Below are 18,699 nucleotides of genomic sequence, written 5' to 3' on the forward strand. Positions count from 1 at the left end.
GGGCGCCGGCCGTGGCACGGACTAACGGGCTGCGACGCCCTCGGTGTAGTCGTCGTCGGACTTGATCCAGGAGAACAGCTTGCGCAGTTCGCGGCCGGTGGCCTCGATCGGGTGGTCTTCACCCTTCTGGCGCAGTTCCAGGAATTCCTTGGCGCCGTTGGCCTGGTCGTCCATGAAGCGCTTGGCGAAGGAGCCGTTCTGGATGTCCGCGAGGACAGCCTTCATGTTTTCCTTCACCTCCGGGGTGATCACGCGGGGGCCGGAGACGTAGTCGCCGAACTCGGCGGTGTCGGAGACGGACCAGCGCTGCTTGGCGATGCCGCCCTCGACCATCAGGTCAACGATCAGCTTGAGCTCGTGCAGCACCTCGAAGTAGGCGATTTCCGGCTTGTAGCCGGCTTCGGTCAGAGTCTCGAAGCCGTACTGCACCAGCTGCGAAGCGCCGCCGCAGAGCACTGCCTGCTCGCCGAACAGGTCGGTTTCGGTCTCTTCGGTGAAGGTGGTCTCGATGACGCCGGCGCGGGTGCCGCCGATGCCCTTGGCGTAGGACAGCGCCAGCGCCTTGGCATTGCCGGTGAAGTCCTGCTCGATCGCGATCAGGTCCGGGACACCGCGGCCGGCTTCGAACTCGCGGCGCACGATGTGGCCCGGGCCCTTCGGGGCGACCAGGGCGACGTCGACGTTGGCCGGCGGCTGGATGAAGCCGTAGCGGATGTTGAAGCCGTGGCCGAAGAACAGGGCGTTGCCCTCTTCGAGCTTGTCCGCGATGGATTCGGCGTAGACCTTGGCCTGGACCTGGTCCGGGGTGAGGATCATGATCACATCGGCCTCGGCGGCCGCGTCGGCGACGGAGAGGACCTTGAGCCCCTCGGCCTCGGCCTTGGCACGGGACTTGGAGCCCTCGGCCAGGCCAACGCGGACGTCCACGCCGGAATCGCGGAGGCTCAGGGCGTGGGCATGGCCCTGGCTGCCGTAACCGATGACAGCGACCTTGCGGCCCTGGATGATCGAGAGGTCGGCGTCGTCGTCGTAATACAGCTCAGTCACTTAAGTTTCTCCTGTTGGGTATTTCGTGGAAAGGAATCAGGCGGAACGCAGCGCGCGGTCGCTCATCGAGCGGGAGCCGCGGCCAATGGCCAGCGTTCCGGATTGGACAATTTCGCGGATGCCAAACGGCTCCAGCACTGCAAGCAGGGCCTCGAGCTTATCGGCGGTGCCGGTGGCCTCCACAACCAACGAGTCGGTGGACACGTCGACCACGGAGGCACGGAACAGATCTGCTGCCTGGGTTACCTGCAGCCGTGTTGCGGCATCCGCGCGGACCTTGACCAGGATGTGGTCGCGTTGCACGGAAGTTTCGGGAACCAGCTCGACGATCTTGATGACGTTGACGAGCTTGTTCAGTTGTTTGGTGACCTGCTCCAGCAGGTCCCCCTCGGCCTCGACCACCACAGTGATGCGGGAGAACCCGTCAGCTTCCGTGGGGCCGACGGCCAGAGAATGGATGTTGAACGCGCGGCGGGCGAAGAGGCTGGCGACGCGGGTCAGCACACCCGGGACGTCCTCCACCAGCACTGAAAGGGTATGGCGGGCCATGCCTAGTCCTCCTCTTCCCATTCGGGGGTCATGTCGCGGGCAATCTGGATGAGGTCGTTGCTCACGCCGGAGGGGACCATCGGCCACACCATTGCGTTGGGGCTGACCACGAAGTCGATCACCACTGGACGGTCGTTGATCGCCAGTGCCTGCTGGATGGTGGCGTCGATGTCCTCCGCCCGTTCGCAGCGCAGGCCCACGCAGTCGTAGGCATCCGCCATCTTGACGAAGTCCGGCACGCGCACGGTGTCGTGACCGGTGTTCAGGTCGGTGTTGGAGTACCGGCCGTCGTAGAACAGGGTCTGCCACTGGCGGACCATGCCCAGCGAGGAGTTGTTGATCACCGCCACCTTGATGGGGATGTTGTTCAGCCGGCAGGTGGCCAGTTCCTGGTTGGTCATCTGGAAGCAGCCGTCGCCGTCGATCGCCCAGACCACGCGGTCCGGGTTGCCCACCTTGGCGCCCATCGCGGCCGGCACCGAGTAGCCCATGGTGCCCAGGCCGCCGGAGTTCAGCCAGGCATGCGGGCGCTCGTACTTGATGAACTGTGCGCTCCACATCTGGTGCTGGCCCACGCCGGCAACGTAGACGGCTTCCGGCCCGGTCAGCTCGCCGATCCGCTGGATCACCTGCTGCGGGGCCACCAGGCCGTCGTCGGGTTCGGCAAAGCCCAGCGGGTAGGTCTCGCGGAGCCGGTTCAGCATGGCCCACCACGCGGAGAGGTCGGGCGTGCCTTCGGCGGCGAACCGCTCGCGGCAGGCATCGGCCAGTTCCGGAATGATCTCCTTGACGGAGCCCACGATCGGCACATCGGCCGTGCGGTTCTTGGAGATTTCCGCCGGGTCGATGTCCGCGTGGATTACCTTGGCCCCCGGGGCGAAACTGCTCAGCACGCCGGTGACCCGGTCGTCGAAGCGGGCGCCCAGCGTGATCAGCAGGTCGGACTGCTGCAGCGCGGTCACCGCGGAGACGGAGCCGTGCATGCCCGGCATGCCCACATGCTGCGGGTGCGAATCCGGGAAGACGCCGCGGGCCATCAGCGTGGTGGCCACCGGGGCGCCCACCAACTCGGCCAGCTCACGCAGCTCGCGGGCCGCGTGGGCCTTGATCACGCCGCCGCCCACGTAGAACACCGGGCGCTCGGCCGCGGCGATCAGCTTGGCCGCCTCACGGACCTGCTTGGAATGCCCGCGCACCACCGTGCGGTAGCCGGGGAGGTCGATCTTCGGCGGCCAGGAGAAGCTCATCATGGACTGCTGGGCGTCCTTGGCGATGTCCACCAGCACCGGGCCGGGGCGGCCGGTGGTGGCAATGTGGAACGCTTCGGCCAGCACGCGCGGAATCTCCTGCGCCTTGGTGACCAGGTAGGAGTGCTTGGTGACCGGCATCGTGATGCCGACGATGTCCGCTTCCTGGAACGCGTCCGAGCCGATCACGGCCGAGGACACCTGCCCGGTGATCGCCACCATGGGCACCGAATCCATGTGCGCGTCGGCAATGGCGGTGACCAGGTTGGTGGCGCCAGGACCGGAGGTGGCAATGCAGACTCCGGCGCGGCCGGTAACCATGGCATAACCCTGTGCGGCGTGGCCTGCACCCTGTTCATGACGGACCAAGACATGGTTGATCTTGGCCGAATCCATGAGCGGGTCGTAGGTGGGGAGGATAGCCCCGCCTGGCAACCCGAAGACGTCTTCGACGCCCAGTTCTTCCAGCGAACGGACAACGGCTTGTGAGCCGGTCATTTCCGTGGGCGGCACGATGTTGTTCGGCCCGACTACCGGGCTGAGGCCGTCCACGACGGAAGAGACAGAGGCAGCTACATCTTTGGTTCTGACGGCGTCGGCCGCGGCCGGCGCCTTGTTGGCCATCAGCGAGGGGCTGATTGGCGATCCCTTAGTCATCGGATTTTCCTTTGCGGATCTTTCGTTTCTGGCGATGTGCTTGCCGTCCTCCGCGAGCGGAGGAAGGCCCTGTGCTCTTCTGCAAATAAAAAAACCCCGTCGAGCCGGTTGGCTCCGATGGGGTTTAGCGCGTGACGTGGTCGAACCAGACGGGCGTTTACGCCACGCGCTTGATAAGGACGACCACGGATACGCTTTGCATGGCTTCAGTTTCTGCCACGCGGATATCAGTGTCAACCTGAGACATCAGCGTCTCATTATGTGGGCAATCGAGTCCAAAACATGGACTCCACGTTCCCCAGCTTCCCTCAGTACGACGGCGGGGGCGCGGCCTGCGCAGGTCGCGCCCCGCCGTCGTGGTTCAGCCGCTGTGCAGCAGCCGAAACCGGCTAGCCGCAGTAGGCGCCGGTGGAGGCGGAGTTCACCAGCTTGGCGTACTTGGCCAGCACGCCGGTGGTGAACTTGGGCGCCAGCGGCTCCCAGCCCACCCGGCGGGTTTCCAGCTCGGCTTCGTCCACCAGCAGGTCGAAGCTGCGGGCCGCGATGTCCACGCGGATCCGGTCGCCGTCGCGCACAAAGGCGATCGGGCCGCCGTCGACCGCTTCCGGCGCCACGTGCCCGATGCACAGGCCGGTGGTGCCGCCGGAGAACCGGCCGTCGGTAAGCAGCAGCACGTCCTTGCCCAGCCCGGCACCCTTGATCGCGCCGGTGATGGCCAGCATTTCGCGCATGCCCGGACCGCCCTTGGGGCCTTCGTAGCGGATCACCACCACGTCGCCCGCCTTGATCTGGCCGTTGTCCAGCGCGTCCAGCGCGCCCTGTTCACGCTCGAACACGCGGGCAGTGCCCTCGAAGACATCGGCGTCGAAGCCGGCGCTCTTGACCACGGCGCCTTCGGGAGCCATCGAGCCGTGCAGGATGGTGATGCCGCCGGTCTTGTGGATCGGGTTGTCCAGCGCGCGCAGGATCTTGCCGTCCACGTCCGGCGGGTTGATCTCGGCCAGGTTCTCGGCCACGGTCTTGCCGGTGACGGTCAGGCAGTCGCCGTGCAGCAGGCCGGCGTCGAGCAGTGCGCGCATGATGACGGGCACGCCGCCGATCTTGTCGACGTCGGTCATGACGTAGCGGCCGAACGGCTTGAGGTCGCCCAGGTGCGGAATCTTGTCGCCGATCCGGTTGAAATCCTCAAGCGTCAGGTCCACCTCCGCTTCGCGGGCGATGGCCAGCAGGTGCAGCACGGCGTTCGTGGAGCCGCCGAAGGCCATGGTGACGGCGATGGCGTTCTCGAACGCCTTCTTGGTCATGATGTCGCGGGCCGTGATGCCCAGGCGGAGCAGGTTGACCACCGCCTCGCCGGACTTGCGGGCAAATTCGTCGCGACGGCGGTCGGCGGAGGGCGGCGCGGCCGAGCCAGGCAGGGACATGCCCAGCGCCTCGCCGATGCACGCCATGGTGTTGGCGGTATACATGCCGCCACAGGCACCTTCGCCGGGGCAGATCGCCTTCTCGATGCGGGTGAGGTCTTCCATGCTCATCTTGCCGGCAGCGCACGCACCGACGGCTTCGAACGCGTCGATGAGGGTGACTTCCTTTTCGGAGCCGTCCTCAAGCTTGACCCAGCCGGGCATGATGGAACCGGCGTAGAGGAAGACGGACGCCAGGTCCAGCCGGGCGGCAGCCATCAGCATGCCGGGGAGGGACTTGTCGCAGCCGGCCAGCAGCACCGAACCGTCGATCCGCTCCGCCTGCATCACGGTTTCGACCGAGTCCGCGATGACCTCGCGGGAGACCAGCGAGAAGTGCATGCCTTCGTGGCCCATGGAAATGCCGTCGGAGACGGAGATCGTGCCGAACTGCATCGGGAAGCCGCCGCCGGCGTGCACGCCTTCCTTGGCGCCCTGGGCCAGGCGGTTCAGGGACAGGTTGCAGGGGGTGATCTCATTCCAGGAACTGGCGACGCCGATCTGCGGCTTGGCAAAGTCGTCGTCCCCCATTCCCACTGCTCGGAACATCCCGCGCGCCGGAGCGGCGTGGATGCCATCGGTGACTACCCGGCTACGGGGCTTGATATCAGGGGTTACGTCCGCGCTCATGGGTTTGATTCTATGACCCACGCCGCAGTGTTCAGGGCATATTACGACGGCGGTGCCTTGCCGCCGCTGCTTTAAGCGGCACCGGTTCGCCAACATCTGTGGTGTTGGCCACGCTCTCCTGTTAGTCTGCGCCCATGAATGCCGGACACAACGAGTATTTGGCCCGCGCCGTTGAAATCGCCGTGGAGAACGTCGGCAAGTCCGGCGGCCCCTTTGGCGCCACGGTGGTTACGCGGGACGGGCAGGTCTTCGACGGAGTGAATCGTGTCACCGCCACGAACGATCCGACGGCGCATGCGGAAGTGGTGGCCATCCGCCGTGCCGCCGCGGAGACCGGGTTCAATCTGGCCGGCGCGGTGCTGTATTCCAGCTGCGAACCGTGTCCGATGTGCCTGGCCGCTGCGCTGTGGGCGCGGATCGATCGGGTTGTTTATGCTGCCGACCGCGACGACGCCGCCAGCTCCGGCTTCGACGATGCCTTGTTCTACGACTACTTCGGCCCCGAAGGCGATAAGCAGCTGATGCCCGTGGTCCGCGACGGCTACGAAACCACCGATTACCTGGCCCCGTTCCGGCTCTGGGACCGGCTGCCGGACAAAGTCGAGTACTGACCCGCCCGGTAATCGAGTACGGCCGCTTGCGGCTCAGTAATCGAGTAAGGCCGCCTGCGCCTGCCCCTCGGTGATCGAGTAAGGCCGCCTGCCCCTGCCCCTCGGTGATCGAGTAAGGCCGCTTGCGGCCGCATCGAGATCCGGCGCCGCCGGCCGCTAACCGAGCCGGCCCAGATCAGCGGGCGTGTCGATGTCCCCGCCATCGGACAGATCCGAGCAGTCCACCAGTTCCACCAGTCCGCGGTGCGCCGACAAGAAGGGGCGCGCACCGGCGTCGCCCGTTGCCTGCTCTGCAGCCTGGGCTGCCAAGCCGGGCGCGAAGAGCACCGGGTGGCCGCGGCGCAGCTTTCCGTCCGGCCCGCGGTAGCCGGCGGCAATGATCCGCCCCGGCAGACCCGCGTGGATCAGGCGGGCCACCAGTTCCGGGCTGATTCCGGGCTGGTCCACCAGCGCAACCAGCACCGCTTGCTCCGGCCGAGCGCTCTGCACGCCGAGGCGGAACGAGCCGGCCATCCCTTCGCTCCACTGCTCGTTGACCAGAACTGCGCAGCCAGCCAGGCCCGTGGTCGTTTCTACTTCGGCCGCGCCGGCGCCCAAAACCACGGCCACGCTGGCGCAGCCGCCCTGCCGGAGCACCTCAGCGATCCTCGAAACCAGCGGGACCCCGTCCGTGCCTGCCAGCAGCGCTTTCGGCCCGCGGCCCAGCCGCCGCCCGGCGCCCGCCGACAGCAGCACACCGTGGACAGGCGGCTTCATCGGGCCCGCCCCTCAGCCCTGCTGGCTGGCTATCGCGGCAGCCTCCTGCTGCAGCATGCCGATGACCCGGTGCACGCTGCTGCGTTCGGCCACATCGCTGCGGGCCAACACCACGATGCTTCGGCTGGCGCGGATTCCCTCCAGCGGACGCATCACGAAACCGCGGGCCGTCTGCGCCTTCCGCGAGGTGAAGCGCGGCACGATCGCCAGCCCGTGCCCGGCGGCCACCATGGCCTCCATGACGCGCAGGTCTGCATAGCGCGTGGTCCGCTTCGCCAGGCGGCCGGTGCGCGCTTCGATCTGCCGCAACACCTGTTCAAAGGGAAAGCCCGGGGGCACGCCGATCCACGGGTAGCTGACCACGTCCTCGGGCTTGAGTGCGTCGAATTGGGCCAACGGATGCCCGACGGGCAGGGCCACATCCAGTGGTTCGTCCAGCAAGGGCAGCACGGTGATGCCGCTCCGGGCAAAGGCTTCCACGCCCTGCTGGCTGTGCGCCAAGACCAGGTCATAGTCAGCTGCCAGCCGCAGGAAGCCGTCCACGGAGGGATCCTCCATGCAGGGTTCGAAGTGCAGCCCCTCGATCTCCTGCAGCCGGTACATCAAGCCCGGCAGGAACATCTCCGCAGCGCTGGGAAAGAACGCGGCACGGATTTGGTTCTGCCAGCCGCTGCGGTAGCCGTCCACGGTGGCCTGCGCCCGCTCCATCGCGGCAGACACGTCCGAAGCAGCCGCCGCCATCGCCAGCCCGGCCTCGGTCAGGCGCACTCCCCTGCCGGCTTTTTCCACCAGCGTGACACCCACTTCCTCCTGCAGCACCTTGAGCTGCTGCGACACCGCGGAAGCTGTGACCTTCATCGCAGCCGCTGTCGCCACGACGGACCCCCGGTCGCCGAGTTCCCGCAGAATTTGGAGCCGCCTGATGTCCATAAAGCGATCCTACAGAGTGTGCTAAGAAACATTAGATTGAACTTGACGGTCTGAGCAGTCGAGAATGTAGGCATGACAGTCTCAGTAGCCCTGACCGTTGTGGGGATGGCCGCCGTCCTGGCGCGCCTCGCCGTCGTTGTTCGCCGTGACCACGGGCCGGTGCCGCGCAGCCACGCGTGGCAGATCGACCACTCGGCCATGCCGGTGAAAGCGGCCGACGCCGTCTGACCTCCAGCACCGCAATCGAGCGCCGGGCACCACAAGGGCCAGGCGCTTTTTTGTGGGTCCGGCTCTCCCAGCTGGCGGAAAGCAGTGACCGCTTTCGCCGCTGCGGGCGCCTTCTACCCAACCCATCCCTGCAGATTTGAAGGCCAGCATGCCCACCAGCGATGAACTCAAGGACGCGCTCAGCGCCATCTTTGATTCCCAGATTCCCAACTACGGAGACTACAACCTGGTCTTCGGCAGCAGCCGCCAGGACACCGTGCACGGCGCACCGGGTGGCGGCACCGGGCACTGCTACGTGATCGGCTACCGTTGGCGGCCGCAGGAACTGGTCATCGCGCCGTTTGACGGCACCGGCCTGACCGCCGGCGGGATCCCCGTGGCCATCAACATGACCAACCTGTCGCATGCCGTTCAACTGGGCGGCGGTGAGTACGAAGTGGGCACCAGCACCGGCCAGACGTTCCGCTTCGGAGTGCAGGCCGAGGGCAAGCTGCCCGGTGAGGGGCGCACGATCGACCAGTCCGAGGACCAGCCCGACTTTCACCGCTTCATGGCGGAGCTGATCTTCCGGGCCTAGGCAGCCGCTCCCCCGGCCTCACTAGCCGCATTCAGCGCCTGTTTGCCGGTCCTGGCCAGCCCCGGACCACCCTCCAGGCCGGCCCGCCGGCGCTATGGACATCGCCCTCCACCGCACGTAACGTCGGGTCCAGTTGCACCATAACCATCATCTGGAAGGTGAAGTCCGTGGACAGGAGATGGGCCATCGGGTTCGTCGTCGGCACCATCGTCGCCGCCCTGCTTCGGTGGCTGTTCTCCCGCAACTCACGCACCACCGACGCCGGAGCCCTGGCCGCCCACGCGCCGGCCAACCTCATCGAACGCAAGCCACCCTCCGCCGAGCGTGCACCCCGCGCAGGCCAGCAGCCGGCAACGGCCGGCCATCGACAGAACGTCGGCGATGTCACCGCCGCAGCACGAGACCAGGAGCGGCAGGCACGCGACACCGACGCCGACCGGCCGGTCGGGAACGCGGGCAGCGGGAAAGAGCACGTCGCCGACGCCATGGAGGAGGAAGAAGTCCCCGAGACGGCTACCGAGGAAGACATGGTGGTCGAGGAGACGATGCCGGACTCCCCGGCCGGCACCACCACCTCGCAGGGCGCCGTCGCCGAGGAGCCGCCGCCAGCCGAGGTCGAGGACGCCGCGGCCGAACAGTCGCCGCCCACCGCCGGACCGCTCTACGATGAGACCGAATGGCTCGGCTATGCCGGCGAAGCGGTCATCGAACCGACCGTCGCAGCCGAGAACGGAGACGAGCCGGACCGGCGAAGGGGATAACGCGTGCACGCCGAGAGGAAAGACCGCGCCACGCCGCTGCGACATGCCGGGCTGGGGGTGGCAGTGGTGCTGGCCGCCGTCCTGGCCGGCTGCACCGGCGGCGTCAGCGGGACGCCGGATACCGGCGGCAGTGCCGCGTCCGCCCCGGAGGTGGGCACGGCCGCTTCCGGGCTGGACGAGCCGTGGTCCATCGCGGTGCTGCCCGACGGCAGCGCCCTCATTTCGGAGAACAACACCGGCTTGATCAAGCATGTGGTGGACGGCAAAACCGTGGCCTCCGTACCTGTGGAGTCCCCGCTGGAAACCACCGGCGAGGGAGGTTTGCTGGGCCTGGAACCCAGCCCTCATTTCGACGCCGATGCCCGGCTGTACGTCTACCTCACCTCGCCCGAGGACAACCGTGTAGTCAGCTACCGCTGGAAAGACGACCAGCTCAGCGACCCGCGGGACATCGTGACGGGAATCCCCAAAGCCGGGAACCACAACGGAGGCAGAATCAAGTTCGGCCCGGACGGTTACCTCTACATCGCCACCGGTGACGCCGCAGTCTCCTCCCGGTCGCAGGATCGCTCCTCGCTTGGCGGCAAGATCCTCCGCGTCACTCCCGACGGCGACCCCGCGCCCGGCAACCCGTTCGGCGACAGCCCGGTGTACAGCTACGGCCACCGCAACGTGCAGGGGCTGGCCTGGGACGCGGACGGCAGGCTCTGGGCCACCGAGTTCGGTCCGGACCGGGACGATGAGCTGAACCTGATCCAGGCCGGCGGCAATTACGGTTGGCCGGAGGTGACTGGCGCCCCCGGCGACAGCCGCTTTATCGACGCCAAAGTGGTCTGGCCGTCCACTGCGGACGCTTCCCCCAGCGGCATGGCCTTGGTGGACGGCAGCGCATGGATCGCCGCGCTGCGCGGCCAGCGGCTGTGGAAGGTAGAGCTGGACGGCACCGAGGCCGGCGAGCCTGAGGCATTTTATGCCGGCACCTACGGCCGGCTGCGCGACGTCGCTGCTGCCCCGGACGGAGGGCTCTGGGTGCTGACCAACGGCACCGGCAACGACCGGATGCTGTCCATTCCTGTGAAGTAGGCTACAAAGGCCCGCTCGATTTCACATTCGCGGAAATGTCCTGCTAGAGTTACATGTCGTTGCGAGGGACAAAGCAGAGGGAAACCGCTGCTGAAACCTTCAGGAACAGATGCACCTCTAGCTCAACTGGCAGAGCAATTGACTCTTAATCAATGGGTTCCGGGTTCGAGTCCCGGGGGGTGCACAGACAAACCCCGTCCGATAAAGCGAAACGCTTCGTCGGACGGGGTTTCTTTTTGCCTCCCAGCCCCCTGCTGAGGAGCAGCCACGCGTCACACCCGTTCCGCTCGCACCCCGGCGGCCGCTGCCGGCGCCACTATCCGTGGTCCTGGTCGGAGCCTCGAGCCGCCCCGGCACCGCACCGTCTGCAAGCAAAAAAGAAAGCCGGGCAGGATCCCCTGCCCGGCTTTCAGGTTCCGTCAGGATCCTGACGCGGCAATCATCCCGCCAATCATGACGATGAAGACGATGATCCCGATAACGCCGAAGATGGTGTCGATCCAGCCGAGGACCTTGCCGGCGGTGGCCGGGATGTTCAACCGCTCGGCCTTCTTCGCGTTGACGATGGCCAGCGGGCCGAAGACGACGCCGAGGAAGAAAAAGCCCACGATTCCGAAAATCAGTGAGGACTGGGCGGCCTTCTGGCCCTCAAACATTTCCCTCGACTGCATGGTCTGCGTGGGCGGGCCCTGCGGCGGGTAGTAGGACGGGCTGGGCTGCTGGTGCTCGGACATGGTTGTCCCTTTCGTAGTGGTGCTGTGCTTACGTCTCATGCGTAGATGGCCATGGCTCCGCCGCATCCCCCATTGGCCGAGATGGCTGACAGCACCGGCGCTCCCCCTTGGCAAGGCCACGAGGAGACCGCCGAGCGCGCATGAAATGCCCGGCGGTGAGTTGAGCATAACGTTTAATCAGACGCTTGAACATGTCCAACCGGCGACCCGGGAAGATTCTCCGGCCGCCTCGGCCAGCAACGCGGCGGCCACCGCCGGGCGATCACGTTGGCGACCTGGAAGCCGCGCCAGCCGGAGGCGAGCGCGGCAAGCGGGCTGCGCGCTGGCACTTCGCTCGGGCGTACGGCTGGCCGGTCCCATAGATCGCCGCCATCGCGGCCGTCGCCTGGGCGGGGTACCACCGCTAAAGGCAGACCCCGCAGTTCTGCCAAAGAAGCACCCGGGAAAATGATCTCCCCACCGAACGAGGTTTTTTGCCCGAGACACCAAAGCCGCCGGGCTACTCCTGAAAAAACGTCGCACCGCCGTTGTCAGTGACGCCAACTTGCCCGCACGCGGATTTCCCATTCACCGAGCTGCCCATCGTCAGTAGGATGAAGGTCCAGCCTGCTGCGTTGGAGGAGTCCGTGATGAAAGCTGCGCGCTACTACGATCAGAGGGACATCCGGATCGAGGACATTCCGGAACCGGAGCTTAAAGCCGGAACGATCGACATCGACGTGGCGTGGTGCGGCATTTGCGGCAGGACCTGCACGAGTACCTTGGAGGACCGATCTTCATTCCGCCCAAGGGCTCTCCGCACCCCATCCCGGGCGAAGAGGCACCGGTGACCATGGGGCATGAGTTCTCCGGAACCATCGTGGCCCTCGGCGACGGAGTCACCGACCTGGAAGGCCAGAACGTCGTTGTTGAGCCCTACATCATCCACAGCGACGTCGAGACGTGCCCCGGCCATGAATACCAGCTGTCGAAGGACATGAACTTCATCGGCTTGCGCGGACGGGGCGGCGAACTGTCCGAGAAGATCGTGGTGGAGCGGCGTTGGGTCCACCCGATCGGGGATATTCCGTTAGAGCAGGCGGCGCTGATCGAACCGCTCTCGGTCATCAATAACAACGAGGAGCATGTAGAAATCCTGGTGGACCCCAGAGCATGAGCGCTTCCCAAGCTTCCGCTGATCTGTGCAGCCGCCTTGGGCTGGCCCAACCGCTGCTCAACGCCCCGATGGCCGGGGCCGCCGGCGGCCGCCTGGCTGCGGCAGTTTCGTCCGCCGGCGGACTGGGCATGGTGGGCATCGGCGGCGGCGTTGCCACCGATTGGCTGGAGCGCGAGCTTACCTTGGCTGCAGCGTCGGGCAAGCCTTGGGGTGCGGGGCTGATGGCATGGGTGCTGGAGGAGTCGCTGGAGCCGCTGCGCGTGGTGCTGGAGCACCAACCGGACCTGCTCTGTGTCAGCTTCGGAGATCCCGGAGCGGCCGCGTCGATGGTCCACGAGGCCGGTTCTTTGGTGGCCATGCAAGTGGGGAACCCGGCGGATCTTCAGCGTGCGCTGGAAGGTGACATCGACGTCGTCGTGGTCCGTGGCAGCGAAGGCGGCGGACACGGTCGGAATGAAGTGGCGACCCTCCCGCTGCTGCAGCTGGCGCTGGACCAGACGGACAAGCCGGTCTTGGCGGCCGGCGGGATCGCCACCGCGCGCGGTGTGGCGGCTGTGCTGGCTGCCGGCGCGCAGGGGGCGTGGATCGGCACGCGCTTCGCGGCCTGCGCCGAATCCCTCAGCCCAAGCCAGGCCAAGGATGCCATCGCCCGCGCCGGCACGGATGAAACGGTCTACACCCGTGCTTTCGACATCGCCCAGAAAGTGCCGTGGCCCGCCGAGTTCGGCGGCCGGGCGCTGCGCAACCAGTTCAGCGACCGCTGGTCCGGCGACCTTGAAGGGCTAAAGAACGAAGTGGCCGGGTCGCCGTCGATCACGGAGGAAATGGAGCGCGCACGCCGGAATGCGGACGTCGCCACGGCTCCGGTCTACGCCGGCCAGTCTGCGGGCATCACGTACGGAGGGGAATCTGCCGCCGACGTGGTGGCGGATCTTGCTGGCTTCCGCACCTACCTGCGGGCGTCAGCGTCCCGCTGGTAAAGGCCTTGGCCGCACCTGCGAGGGGGTCAGTCGCCGTCCTCGAAGCTTTCGAGCTCGCCCATGTCGATGGTTTCGGCCGCCCCGATGCCGAAACGGGTGTTGCCCAGCCTGCGGATAATGATCGTCAGGCGTTCTTTAAGCTCGTCCATCTGGTCGCCGCTGCCACTGCTCAGCTGGCGCTCCAGTTCGGCGGCCTGCTTGAGCGCCATGCGCCCTTCGTCGCTGATCTGCACGATCTGGCGCCGCCGGTCTACCTCGCTGCGAGCCCGGACAATGTGCCCGTGGACTTCGAGCCGGCCCAGCGTCTTCCCCATGGTCTGGGCCTGTACGCGCACCCGGTTGGCCAATTGTGCTTGGGTCATTTCGCCGTCGGCGGCCAGCACCTCAAGGGCGATGACACCGGCGTGGGTCAGTCCGAGGCCGGCCAGTTTGTCGTTCCACTCGTGCTCGACCAGCCGCGCAGCGGTGGAGAGCAACCGTGGCATCGGCCAATTCTTCAAATCTGGCATGCCCATAAGTATACGTACCTTGCCTGCCCTGTCAGTGGCCTGGCTTGGCTATGCTGGTGATGAAACCCTAAATCGCTAAGGAGCCGCCCCATGGCCGAACGACTGTCTACCGGCGACATCGCGCCGGATTTCACACTTCAGGACTCCGCGGGCAACACCGTATCGTTGGCCGACTATCGTGGCCAAAACGTTGTGGTCTACTTCTATCCGGCAGCGTCAACACCGGGCTGCACGAAGCAAGCATGCGATTTCCGCGACAGCCTCGCCTCGCTCAAGGGCGCCGGTTACGCGGTGCTGGGCATCTCCCCGGACCCGCTGCCCAAGCTGGTGAAATTCGCCGAGAAGGAGCAACTGAACTTCCCGTTGCTCTCCGATGAGGACCATGCGGTGGCCGAGGCCTATGCAGCCTGGGGCGAAAAGAAGAACTACGGCAAGGTCTACGAGGGCCTGATCCGATCCACCATCGTGGTGGATCCGGCCGGAAAGGTGGCCCTGGCCCAGTACAACGTCCGCGCCACCGGGCACGTGGCGAAACTGCGCCGCGATCTGGGCCTGGACAACTAGGCCCGCCTTCGTCCGGCGACCCTGCCGGAGGTCTGCCTCGATGCCGGTAGACTAATTGCTGTTCCGTTCATGCCCGGAGCACATGCGCGAGTGGCGGAATTGGTAGACGCGCTGGATTTAGGTTCCAGTGTCTTCGGACGTGCGGGTTCAAGTCCCGCCTTGCGCACCGCCAGCAAGAGCCCCGCAGCCTAGATGCTGCGGGGCTCTTCGAGTTAACGCCACGGCCTCGTCGGCCCCTCGCCGGTTTCGCGACTGTCGACGGTAGGCGCCCGCCGTCGTCGTGCTTGAGGGTCGCTGTCATCAAATTGTGATGCTATTTGTCCCACGCCGGAACGTGAAAGCGATGCTTTCGATCTTTCATGTGACTAAGCTCTCATCAAGCGGAGCCGTGCCATAGTGCGGCTCCGCCGGTCGCCGCACACACGGTCGGCGCCCCACCTCACGTCCACGAGGAGCAGTCCATGTCATTCACTGGAACCACTTCAGGTGGCCCGCGCCGAGGCCGGCGCACAGCAGCCGCTATAGCCGGCCTGGCCGCCGGCGCACTCATCCTGTCCGGCTGTGCCGAGAGCGAGCGCGGCGGCGGCACGGACGCCGAAAGCGAAGGCGGCGTCAACTCGACGTTTGTTTTCGCGGCATCCTCCGATCCGAAGTCGCTGGATCCGGCCTACGCGAGCGACGGCGAATCGTTCCGCGTGAGCCGCCAGATCTTCGAGGGCCTGGTGGGCGTGGAGCCCGGTACGGCAGATCCGGCACCGCTGCTGGCCGAATCCTGGGAAGCGTCCGACGACGGCCTGTCCTATACCTTCAAGCTGAAGGAAGGCGTGAAGTTCCACGACGACACCGATTTCAATGCCGACGCGGTGTGCTTTAACTTCGACCGCTGGTACAACTTCACCGGCGTCCAGCAGTCCCAGGCTGTGAGTTACTACTACGGCTCGCTGTTCAAGGGCTACTCCGACTCCCCCGAAACCGCCGTCTACGACTCGTGTGAAGCAGCCAGTGACACCGAAGTCACCGTCAAGCTGGCCAAGCCGTTCGCGGGATTTATCGCCGCACTGTCGCTGCCCGCCTTTGCGATGCAGAGCCCGGCAGCGATGGAAGAGTTCAAGGCCGACGAAGTGGGCGGCTCGGCCGAGGCGCCGGTGCTGAGCGAATACGCCGAGGGACATCCGGTGGGCACCGGACCGTTCAAGTTCGACAGCTGGGAGGCCGGCCAGTCGCTTGAGCTGTCCTACTTCGACGGCTATTGGGGCGAGCGCGGGCAGATCGACAAGATCATCTTCCGCATCATCGACGACCCGAACGCCCGCCGCCAGGCCCTGGAGGCCGGACAGATCGACGGCTACGACTTGGTCGCCCCGGCCGACACCCAGGCACTCGCGGACGCCGGCTTCAAGATCGTCCCCCGCGATCCCTTCACCATCCTGTATCTGGGGCTCAACCAGAAGGTGAAGCCGCTGGCCGACCTGAAGGTCCGCCAGGCGCTCTCCTACGCGATTGACAAGGAAGCGCTGGTCAAGCAGACACTGCCTGAGGGAACCAAGGTCGCCTCGCAGTTCGTGCCGGACATGGTCAACGGCTACAACGAGGACGTCACCACCTACCCCCACGACCCGGCAAAGGCCAAGGAACTGCTGGCAGAAGCCGGCTACGCCGACGGACTGGAGCTGCAGTTCAACTACCCGACGGGCGTTTCACGGCCGTACATGCCGACGCCGGAGCAGGTGTTCACCAACCTGAGCGCCCAGCTGGAGGAAGTGGGCATCACCATCAAGGCGCAGCCGGATAAGTGGGCGCCGGACTACCTGGACAAGGTCCAAGCCAGCGAGGACCACGGCATCCACCTGCTCGGCTGGACCGGCGACTACAACGACACTGACAACTTCGTCGGTGTGTTCTTCGGACAGGAGAAGCCGGAGTTCGGCTTCGACAACAAGGAACTGTTCGACAAGCTGGCGGAGGCCCGCGGCACCAGCAAGGTGGAAGAGCAGACGCCGTTGTACGAGGAGATCAACGCTGACATCGCTGAATACATCCCGGCCATTCCGCTGGCGCACCCGGCCCCGTCACTCGCCTTCGCGCCGCGGGTGGAGTCCTACCCGGCCAGCCCGGTGAACGACGAGGTCTTCAACATGATCAAACTGACCGAGTAACTCCTAACCGCCGGGACCCGCCAGCTGCGGGTCCCGGCGTTTCCACCCCACGGCGACAGGACGAGGCGCCGCGCCCACCGGGCGCCGGAAGGATACTGTGCTCAGAGTCATTGCAAAACGCATTGCGTTGCTCATCCCTACGCTCATCGGGCTCTCGCTGCTGCTCTTCCTGTGGGTGCGCAGCCTGCCCGGCGGCCCGGCCACCGCGCTGTTGGGCGACCGTGCCACTCCCGATGCCGTGGCACGGATCAATGAGCTCTACGGCTTCGACCGGCCGTTGATCGAGCAGTATTTCGTCTACATGGGGAAGCTGCTCCAAGGTGACTTCGGCACCTCGATCCTGACCGGCCGGCCAGTGCTTGAAGAGTTCGGCGCCCGGTTTCCGGCGACGCTGGAACTGACCGTCGTGGCGTTGATCTTCGCCGTCGGAATCGGAATTCCGCTGGGCTATCAGGCAGCCAAGAACTATGGAAAATGGCCGGACCATTCCTCGGTGGTCCTGTCCCTGATCGGCATCACCGTGCCGGTCTTCTTCCTGGCCTTCATCCTCAAGTGGCTGTTCGCCATCAAGCTGCCCTGGTTCCCCACCGACGGGCGGCAGAATCCGCGCATCGATGCAACGCATGTGACCGACTTCTACGTGTTGGACGGCATCCTCACCCGCGAGTGGGACGCAGCATGGGACGCGTTCATGCATCTGATCCTGCCCGGCATCGCCCTGGGCACCATTCCGCTGGCCATTATTGTCCGCATCACCAGGGCCTCCGTGCTGGAGGTCCAGAACGCCGACTACGTCCGCACCGCCAGGGCCAAAGGGCTGCAGGAGAAGACCATCCGCAACCGCTTCGTGCTGCGCAATGCCATGCTTCCGGTGACCACCACGATTGGACTGCAACTGGGACTGCTGGTCTCCGGCGCGGTGCTGACCGAGACGGTCTTCGCCTTCAGCGGGATCGGCAGGTTCCTGCGCGACGCGATCTTCAATCTGGACTATCCGGTACTACAGGGGTTCATTATTTTCATTGCCTTGATCTATTCACTGATCAACCTGCTGGTGGACGTGTCCTACAGCATCATCGACCCGAGGGTGCGTGTCTGATGAGCACAACTCTTCCTCCCCAGCCCGGCGGCGATACCGACGTCGCCGCTCCGGTGCCCGCGGTCCGGGACACTGGCGGCACGAGCCTCTGGAAGGACGCCTTCCGCCGGCTGCGCAAGAACCCGCAGGCCATCGCCGGCGCCGTCATTGTGGGACTGTTCCTGCTCGTGGCGCTCCTGGCCCCGCTGCTGGCCCGCTACGGCGGTGAGGAACTGCCCGGCCGCACCTACATCACGCCCACCCACATCCCGGGATTCGGCGAAGTGGAAGGCTTTCCCCTGGGGCTGGACCGCTTTGGCGGCGACCTTCTGAGCAAGCTGATCTGGGGCGCGCAGGCGTCGCTGGTCATCGGCGTCATGTCCACGGCCATCGGGCTGGCCGGCGGCATGCTCTTGGGCATCATTGCCGGCGGCATCGGCGGCAAGATCGACAACCTGATCATGCGTGCCGTCGACATCCTGCTCTCCGTGCCGAACCTGCTGCTGGCAGTGTCCATTGCTGCCATCCTGGGCCAGGGTGCCTTCGCGGTGATGATCGCCATCGGCGTCGCGCAGGTGCCGATCTTCGCACGGCTGCTGCGCTCGTCGATGATCTCGCAGCGCAGCGCTGAATACATGCTGGCGGCGCAGACGCTGGGCCTCAGCCGAGGCGCCATCATTATGAACCACCAACTACCCAATAGTTTGGGCCCGGTGATCGTGCAGGCCACGCTGACCCTGGCCACCGCAGTAATCGATGCCGCCGCCCTGTCCTTCCTGGGTTTGGGCGGCGGGCGGCCGCAAACCGCCGAATGGGGCCGGATGCTCACGTATGCGCAGGCCGAACTCGGCATCGCTCCGCAATTGGCCTTCCTGCCCGGCCTCTGCATTGCCATCACCGCGCTGGGCTTCACGCTGTTGGGCGAATCGCTGCGCGAAGCCCTGGATCCGAAGACCCGGGCCAAGTAGTCACCAGGACTACTT

18 protein-coding genes, 2 tRNA genes and 1 pseudogene are annotated in these 18,699 nt (G+C 65.9%); 13 read left to right on the forward strand and 8 right to left on the reverse strand.

Annotation, left to right across the window (positions count from 1 at the left end):
* Positions 1 to 21: 21 nt before the first annotated feature.
* From ilvC to ilvD, 4 genes are all read right to left on the reverse strand, one after another.
* On the reverse strand, positions 22 to 1,047 hold the full coding sequence (ilvC, locus tag AC5RWX_RS14735; RefSeq protein ID WP_493941723.1) for a ketol-acid reductoisomerase: 1,026 nt from the start codon (positions 1,045 to 1,047) through the stop codon (positions 22 to 24).
* A 36-nt stretch (positions 1,048 to 1,083) separates the two neighbouring features.
* Positions 1,084 to 1,596: an acetolactate synthase small subunit gene (ilvN, locus tag AC5RWX_RS14740; RefSeq protein WP_136786644.1), complete on the reverse strand. Its 513-nt coding sequence runs from the start codon at positions 1,594 to 1,596 to the stop codon at positions 1,084 to 1,086.
* 2 nt (positions 1,597 to 1,598) lie between these two features.
* Positions 1,599 to 3,500, reverse strand: coding sequence for an acetolactate synthase large subunit (locus AC5RWX_RS14745; protein WP_494097569.1), 1,902 nt, complete (start codon positions 3,498 to 3,500; stop codon positions 1,599 to 1,601).
* A gap of 389 nt (positions 3,501 to 3,889) precedes the next feature.
* A complete protein-coding gene (gene ilvD, locus AC5RWX_RS14750) occupies positions 3,890 to 5,593 on the reverse strand; it encodes a dihydroxy-acid dehydratase (protein WP_493941725.1) in 1,704 nt (567 codons plus the stop codon).
* Positions 5,594 to 5,727: 134 nt separating this feature from the next.
* Here ilvD and AC5RWX_RS14755 point away from each other — a divergent pair, with 134 nt between their 5' ends.
* Positions 5,728 to 6,204, forward strand: coding sequence for a nucleoside deaminase (locus AC5RWX_RS14755; protein WP_494097570.1), 477 nt, complete (start codon positions 5,728 to 5,730; stop codon positions 6,202 to 6,204).
* Between the two features lie 156 nt (positions 6,205 to 6,360).
* Here the strand turns inward: AC5RWX_RS14755 and AC5RWX_RS14760 are convergent, their stop codons facing one another.
* Together AC5RWX_RS14760 and AC5RWX_RS14765 are read right to left on the reverse strand one after the other, a co-directional pair.
* The gene (locus tag AC5RWX_RS14760; RefSeq protein WP_494097571.1) at positions 6,361 to 6,960 is read right to left on the reverse strand and encodes a nucleotidyltransferase family protein; all 600 of its coding nucleotides are present in this window, start codon (positions 6,958 to 6,960) and stop codon (positions 6,361 to 6,363) included.
* A 12-nt stretch (positions 6,961 to 6,972) separates the two neighbouring features.
* Entirely contained in the window at positions 6,973 to 7,890 is a 918-nt protein-coding gene (locus tag AC5RWX_RS14765) for a LysR family transcriptional regulator (protein WP_493941728.1), read from the reverse strand.
* Between the two features lie 72 nt (positions 7,891 to 7,962).
* Between AC5RWX_RS14765 and AC5RWX_RS14770 the strand changes: the two genes are divergently transcribed.
* The 5 genes from AC5RWX_RS14770 to AC5RWX_RS14790 all read left to right on the forward strand — a co-directional run bounded on the left by AC5RWX_RS14770 (position 7,963) and on the right by AC5RWX_RS14790 (position 10,723).
* Positions 7,963 to 8,118 (forward strand): hypothetical protein, encoded by a 156-nt coding sequence (locus tag AC5RWX_RS14770; protein ID WP_494097572.1) that lies wholly within the window; start codon positions 7,963 to 7,965, stop codon positions 8,116 to 8,118.
* A gap of 148 nt (positions 8,119 to 8,266) precedes the next feature.
* Positions 8,267 to 8,695, forward strand: coding sequence for a hypothetical protein (locus tag AC5RWX_RS14775; RefSeq protein ID WP_494097573.1), 429 nt, complete (start codon positions 8,267 to 8,269; stop codon positions 8,693 to 8,695).
* 167 nt (positions 8,696 to 8,862) lie between these two features.
* Entirely contained in the window at positions 8,863 to 9,456 is a 594-nt protein-coding gene (locus AC5RWX_RS14780; protein ID WP_494097574.1) for a hypothetical protein, read from the forward strand.
* A gap of 3 nt (positions 9,457 to 9,459) precedes the next feature.
* Positions 9,460 to 10,539: a PQQ-dependent sugar dehydrogenase gene (locus AC5RWX_RS14785; protein ID WP_494097575.1), complete on the forward strand. Its 1,080-nt coding sequence runs from the start codon at positions 9,460 to 9,462 to the stop codon at positions 10,537 to 10,539.
* Between the two features lie 111 nt (positions 10,540 to 10,650).
* Positions 10,651 to 10,723, forward strand: a tRNA-Lys gene (locus AC5RWX_RS14790).
* Between the two features lie 235 nt (positions 10,724 to 10,958).
* Here AC5RWX_RS14790 and AC5RWX_RS14795 read toward each other — a convergent pair.
* Positions 10,959 to 11,273 carry a hypothetical protein gene (locus AC5RWX_RS14795; RefSeq protein WP_493942535.1) on the reverse strand — a complete coding sequence of 105 codons (315 nt, stop codon included), beginning with the start codon at positions 11,271 to 11,273 and terminating at the stop codon, positions 10,959 to 10,961.
* Between the two features lie 629 nt (positions 11,274 to 11,902).
* Here AC5RWX_RS14795 and AC5RWX_RS14800 point away from each other — a divergent pair.
* Both AC5RWX_RS14800 and AC5RWX_RS14805 read left to right on the forward strand, forming a co-directional pair.
* Positions 11,903 to 12,378: pseudogene (locus AC5RWX_RS14800) on the forward strand (alcohol dehydrogenase catalytic domain-containing protein); the annotation flags it as partial.
* Between the two features lie 47 nt (positions 12,379 to 12,425).
* Entirely contained in the window at positions 12,426 to 13,409 is a 984-nt protein-coding gene (locus AC5RWX_RS14805; RefSeq protein WP_494097576.1) for an NAD(P)H-dependent flavin oxidoreductase, read from the forward strand.
* Between the two features lie 26 nt (positions 13,410 to 13,435).
* Here AC5RWX_RS14805 and AC5RWX_RS14810 read toward each other — a convergent pair whose 3' ends face one another.
* The gene (locus tag AC5RWX_RS14810; protein ID WP_494097577.1) at positions 13,436 to 13,894 is read right to left on the reverse strand and encodes a MarR family winged helix-turn-helix transcriptional regulator; all 459 of its coding nucleotides are present in this window, start codon (positions 13,892 to 13,894) and stop codon (positions 13,436 to 13,438) included.
* A gap of 114 nt (positions 13,895 to 14,008) precedes the next feature.
* On the opposite strand from AC5RWX_RS14810, the gene bcp reads away from it, so the two are divergent.
* The 5 genes from bcp to AC5RWX_RS14835 all read left to right on the forward strand — a co-directional run bounded on the left by bcp (position 14,009) and on the right by AC5RWX_RS14835 (position 18,684).
* Positions 14,009 to 14,482, forward strand: coding sequence for a thioredoxin-dependent thiol peroxidase (bcp, locus tag AC5RWX_RS14815; RefSeq protein ID WP_494097578.1), 474 nt, complete (start codon positions 14,009 to 14,011; stop codon positions 14,480 to 14,482).
* Positions 14,483 to 14,566: 84 nt separating this feature from the next.
* A tRNA-Leu gene (locus tag AC5RWX_RS14820) sits at positions 14,567 to 14,648 on the forward strand.
* A gap of 295 nt (positions 14,649 to 14,943) precedes the next feature.
* On the forward strand, positions 14,944 to 16,638 hold the full coding sequence (locus tag AC5RWX_RS14825; RefSeq protein WP_494097579.1) for an ABC transporter substrate-binding protein: 1,695 nt from the start codon (positions 14,944 to 14,946) through the stop codon (positions 16,636 to 16,638).
* A 97-nt stretch (positions 16,639 to 16,735) separates the two neighbouring features.
* Entirely contained in the window at positions 16,736 to 17,737 is a 1,002-nt protein-coding gene (locus AC5RWX_RS14830) for an ABC transporter permease (protein ID WP_493941623.1), read from the forward strand.
* The gene (locus AC5RWX_RS14835) at positions 17,737 to 18,684 is read left to right on the forward strand and encodes an ABC transporter permease (RefSeq protein ID WP_494097580.1); all 948 of its coding nucleotides are present in this window, start codon (positions 17,737 to 17,739) and stop codon (positions 18,682 to 18,684) included. Before AC5RWX_RS14830 ends, AC5RWX_RS14835 begins: the two co-directional genes overlap by 1 nt.
* Positions 18,685 to 18,699 lie beyond the last annotated feature (15 nt).

It is taken from the genome of Arthrobacter sp. SPT-J7 (genome assembly GCF_059089965.1).

Bases quoted from the DNA above. Each gene is read 5' to 3' on its own strand.
- ilvN (WP_136786644.1), bottom strand. From the start codon at position 1,596: ATGGCCCGCCATACCCTTTCAGTGCTGGTGGAGGACGTCCCGGGTGTG.
- AC5RWX_RS14745 (WP_494097569.1), bottom strand. From the start codon at position 3,500: ATGACTAAGGGATCGCCAATCAGCCCCTCGCTGATGGCCAACAAGGCG.
- ilvD (WP_493941725.1), bottom strand. From the start codon at position 5,593: ATGAGCGCGGACGTAACCCCTGATATCAAGCCCCGTAGCCGGGTAGTC.
- AC5RWX_RS14755 (WP_494097570.1), top strand. From the start codon at position 5,728: ATGAATGCCGGACACAACGAGTATTTGGCCCGCGCCGTTGAAATCGCC.
- AC5RWX_RS14760 (WP_494097571.1), bottom strand. From the start codon at position 6,960: ATGAAGCCGCCTGTCCACGGTGTGCTGCTGTCGGCGGGCGCCGGGCGG.
- AC5RWX_RS14765 (WP_493941728.1), bottom strand. From the start codon at position 7,890: ATGGACATCAGGCGGCTCCAAATTCTGCGGGAACTCGGCGACCGGGGG.
- AC5RWX_RS14770 (WP_494097572.1), top strand. From the start codon at position 7,963: ATGACAGTCTCAGTAGCCCTGACCGTTGTGGGGATGGCCGCCGTCCTG.
- AC5RWX_RS14775 (WP_494097573.1), top strand. From the start codon at position 8,267: ATGCCCACCAGCGATGAACTCAAGGACGCGCTCAGCGCCATCTTTGAT.
- AC5RWX_RS14795 (WP_493942535.1), bottom strand. From the start codon at position 11,273: ATGTCCGAGCACCAGCAGCCCAGCCCGTCCTACTACCCGCCGCAGGGC.
- AC5RWX_RS14805 (WP_494097576.1), top strand. From the start codon at position 12,426: ATGAGCGCTTCCCAAGCTTCCGCTGATCTGTGCAGCCGCCTTGGGCTG.
- AC5RWX_RS14810 (WP_494097577.1), bottom strand. From the start codon at position 13,894: ATGCCACGGTTGCTCTCCACCGCTGCGCGGCTGGTCGAGCACGAGTGG.
- bcp (WP_494097578.1), top strand. From the start codon at position 14,009: ATGGCCGAACGACTGTCTACCGGCGACATCGCGCCGGATTTCACACTT.
- AC5RWX_RS14825 (WP_494097579.1), top strand. From the start codon at position 14,944: ATGTCATTCACTGGAACCACTTCAGGTGGCCCGCGCCGAGGCCGGCGC.
- AC5RWX_RS14835 (WP_494097580.1), top strand. From the start codon at position 17,737: ATGAGCACAACTCTTCCTCCCCAGCCCGGCGGCGATACCGACGTCGCC.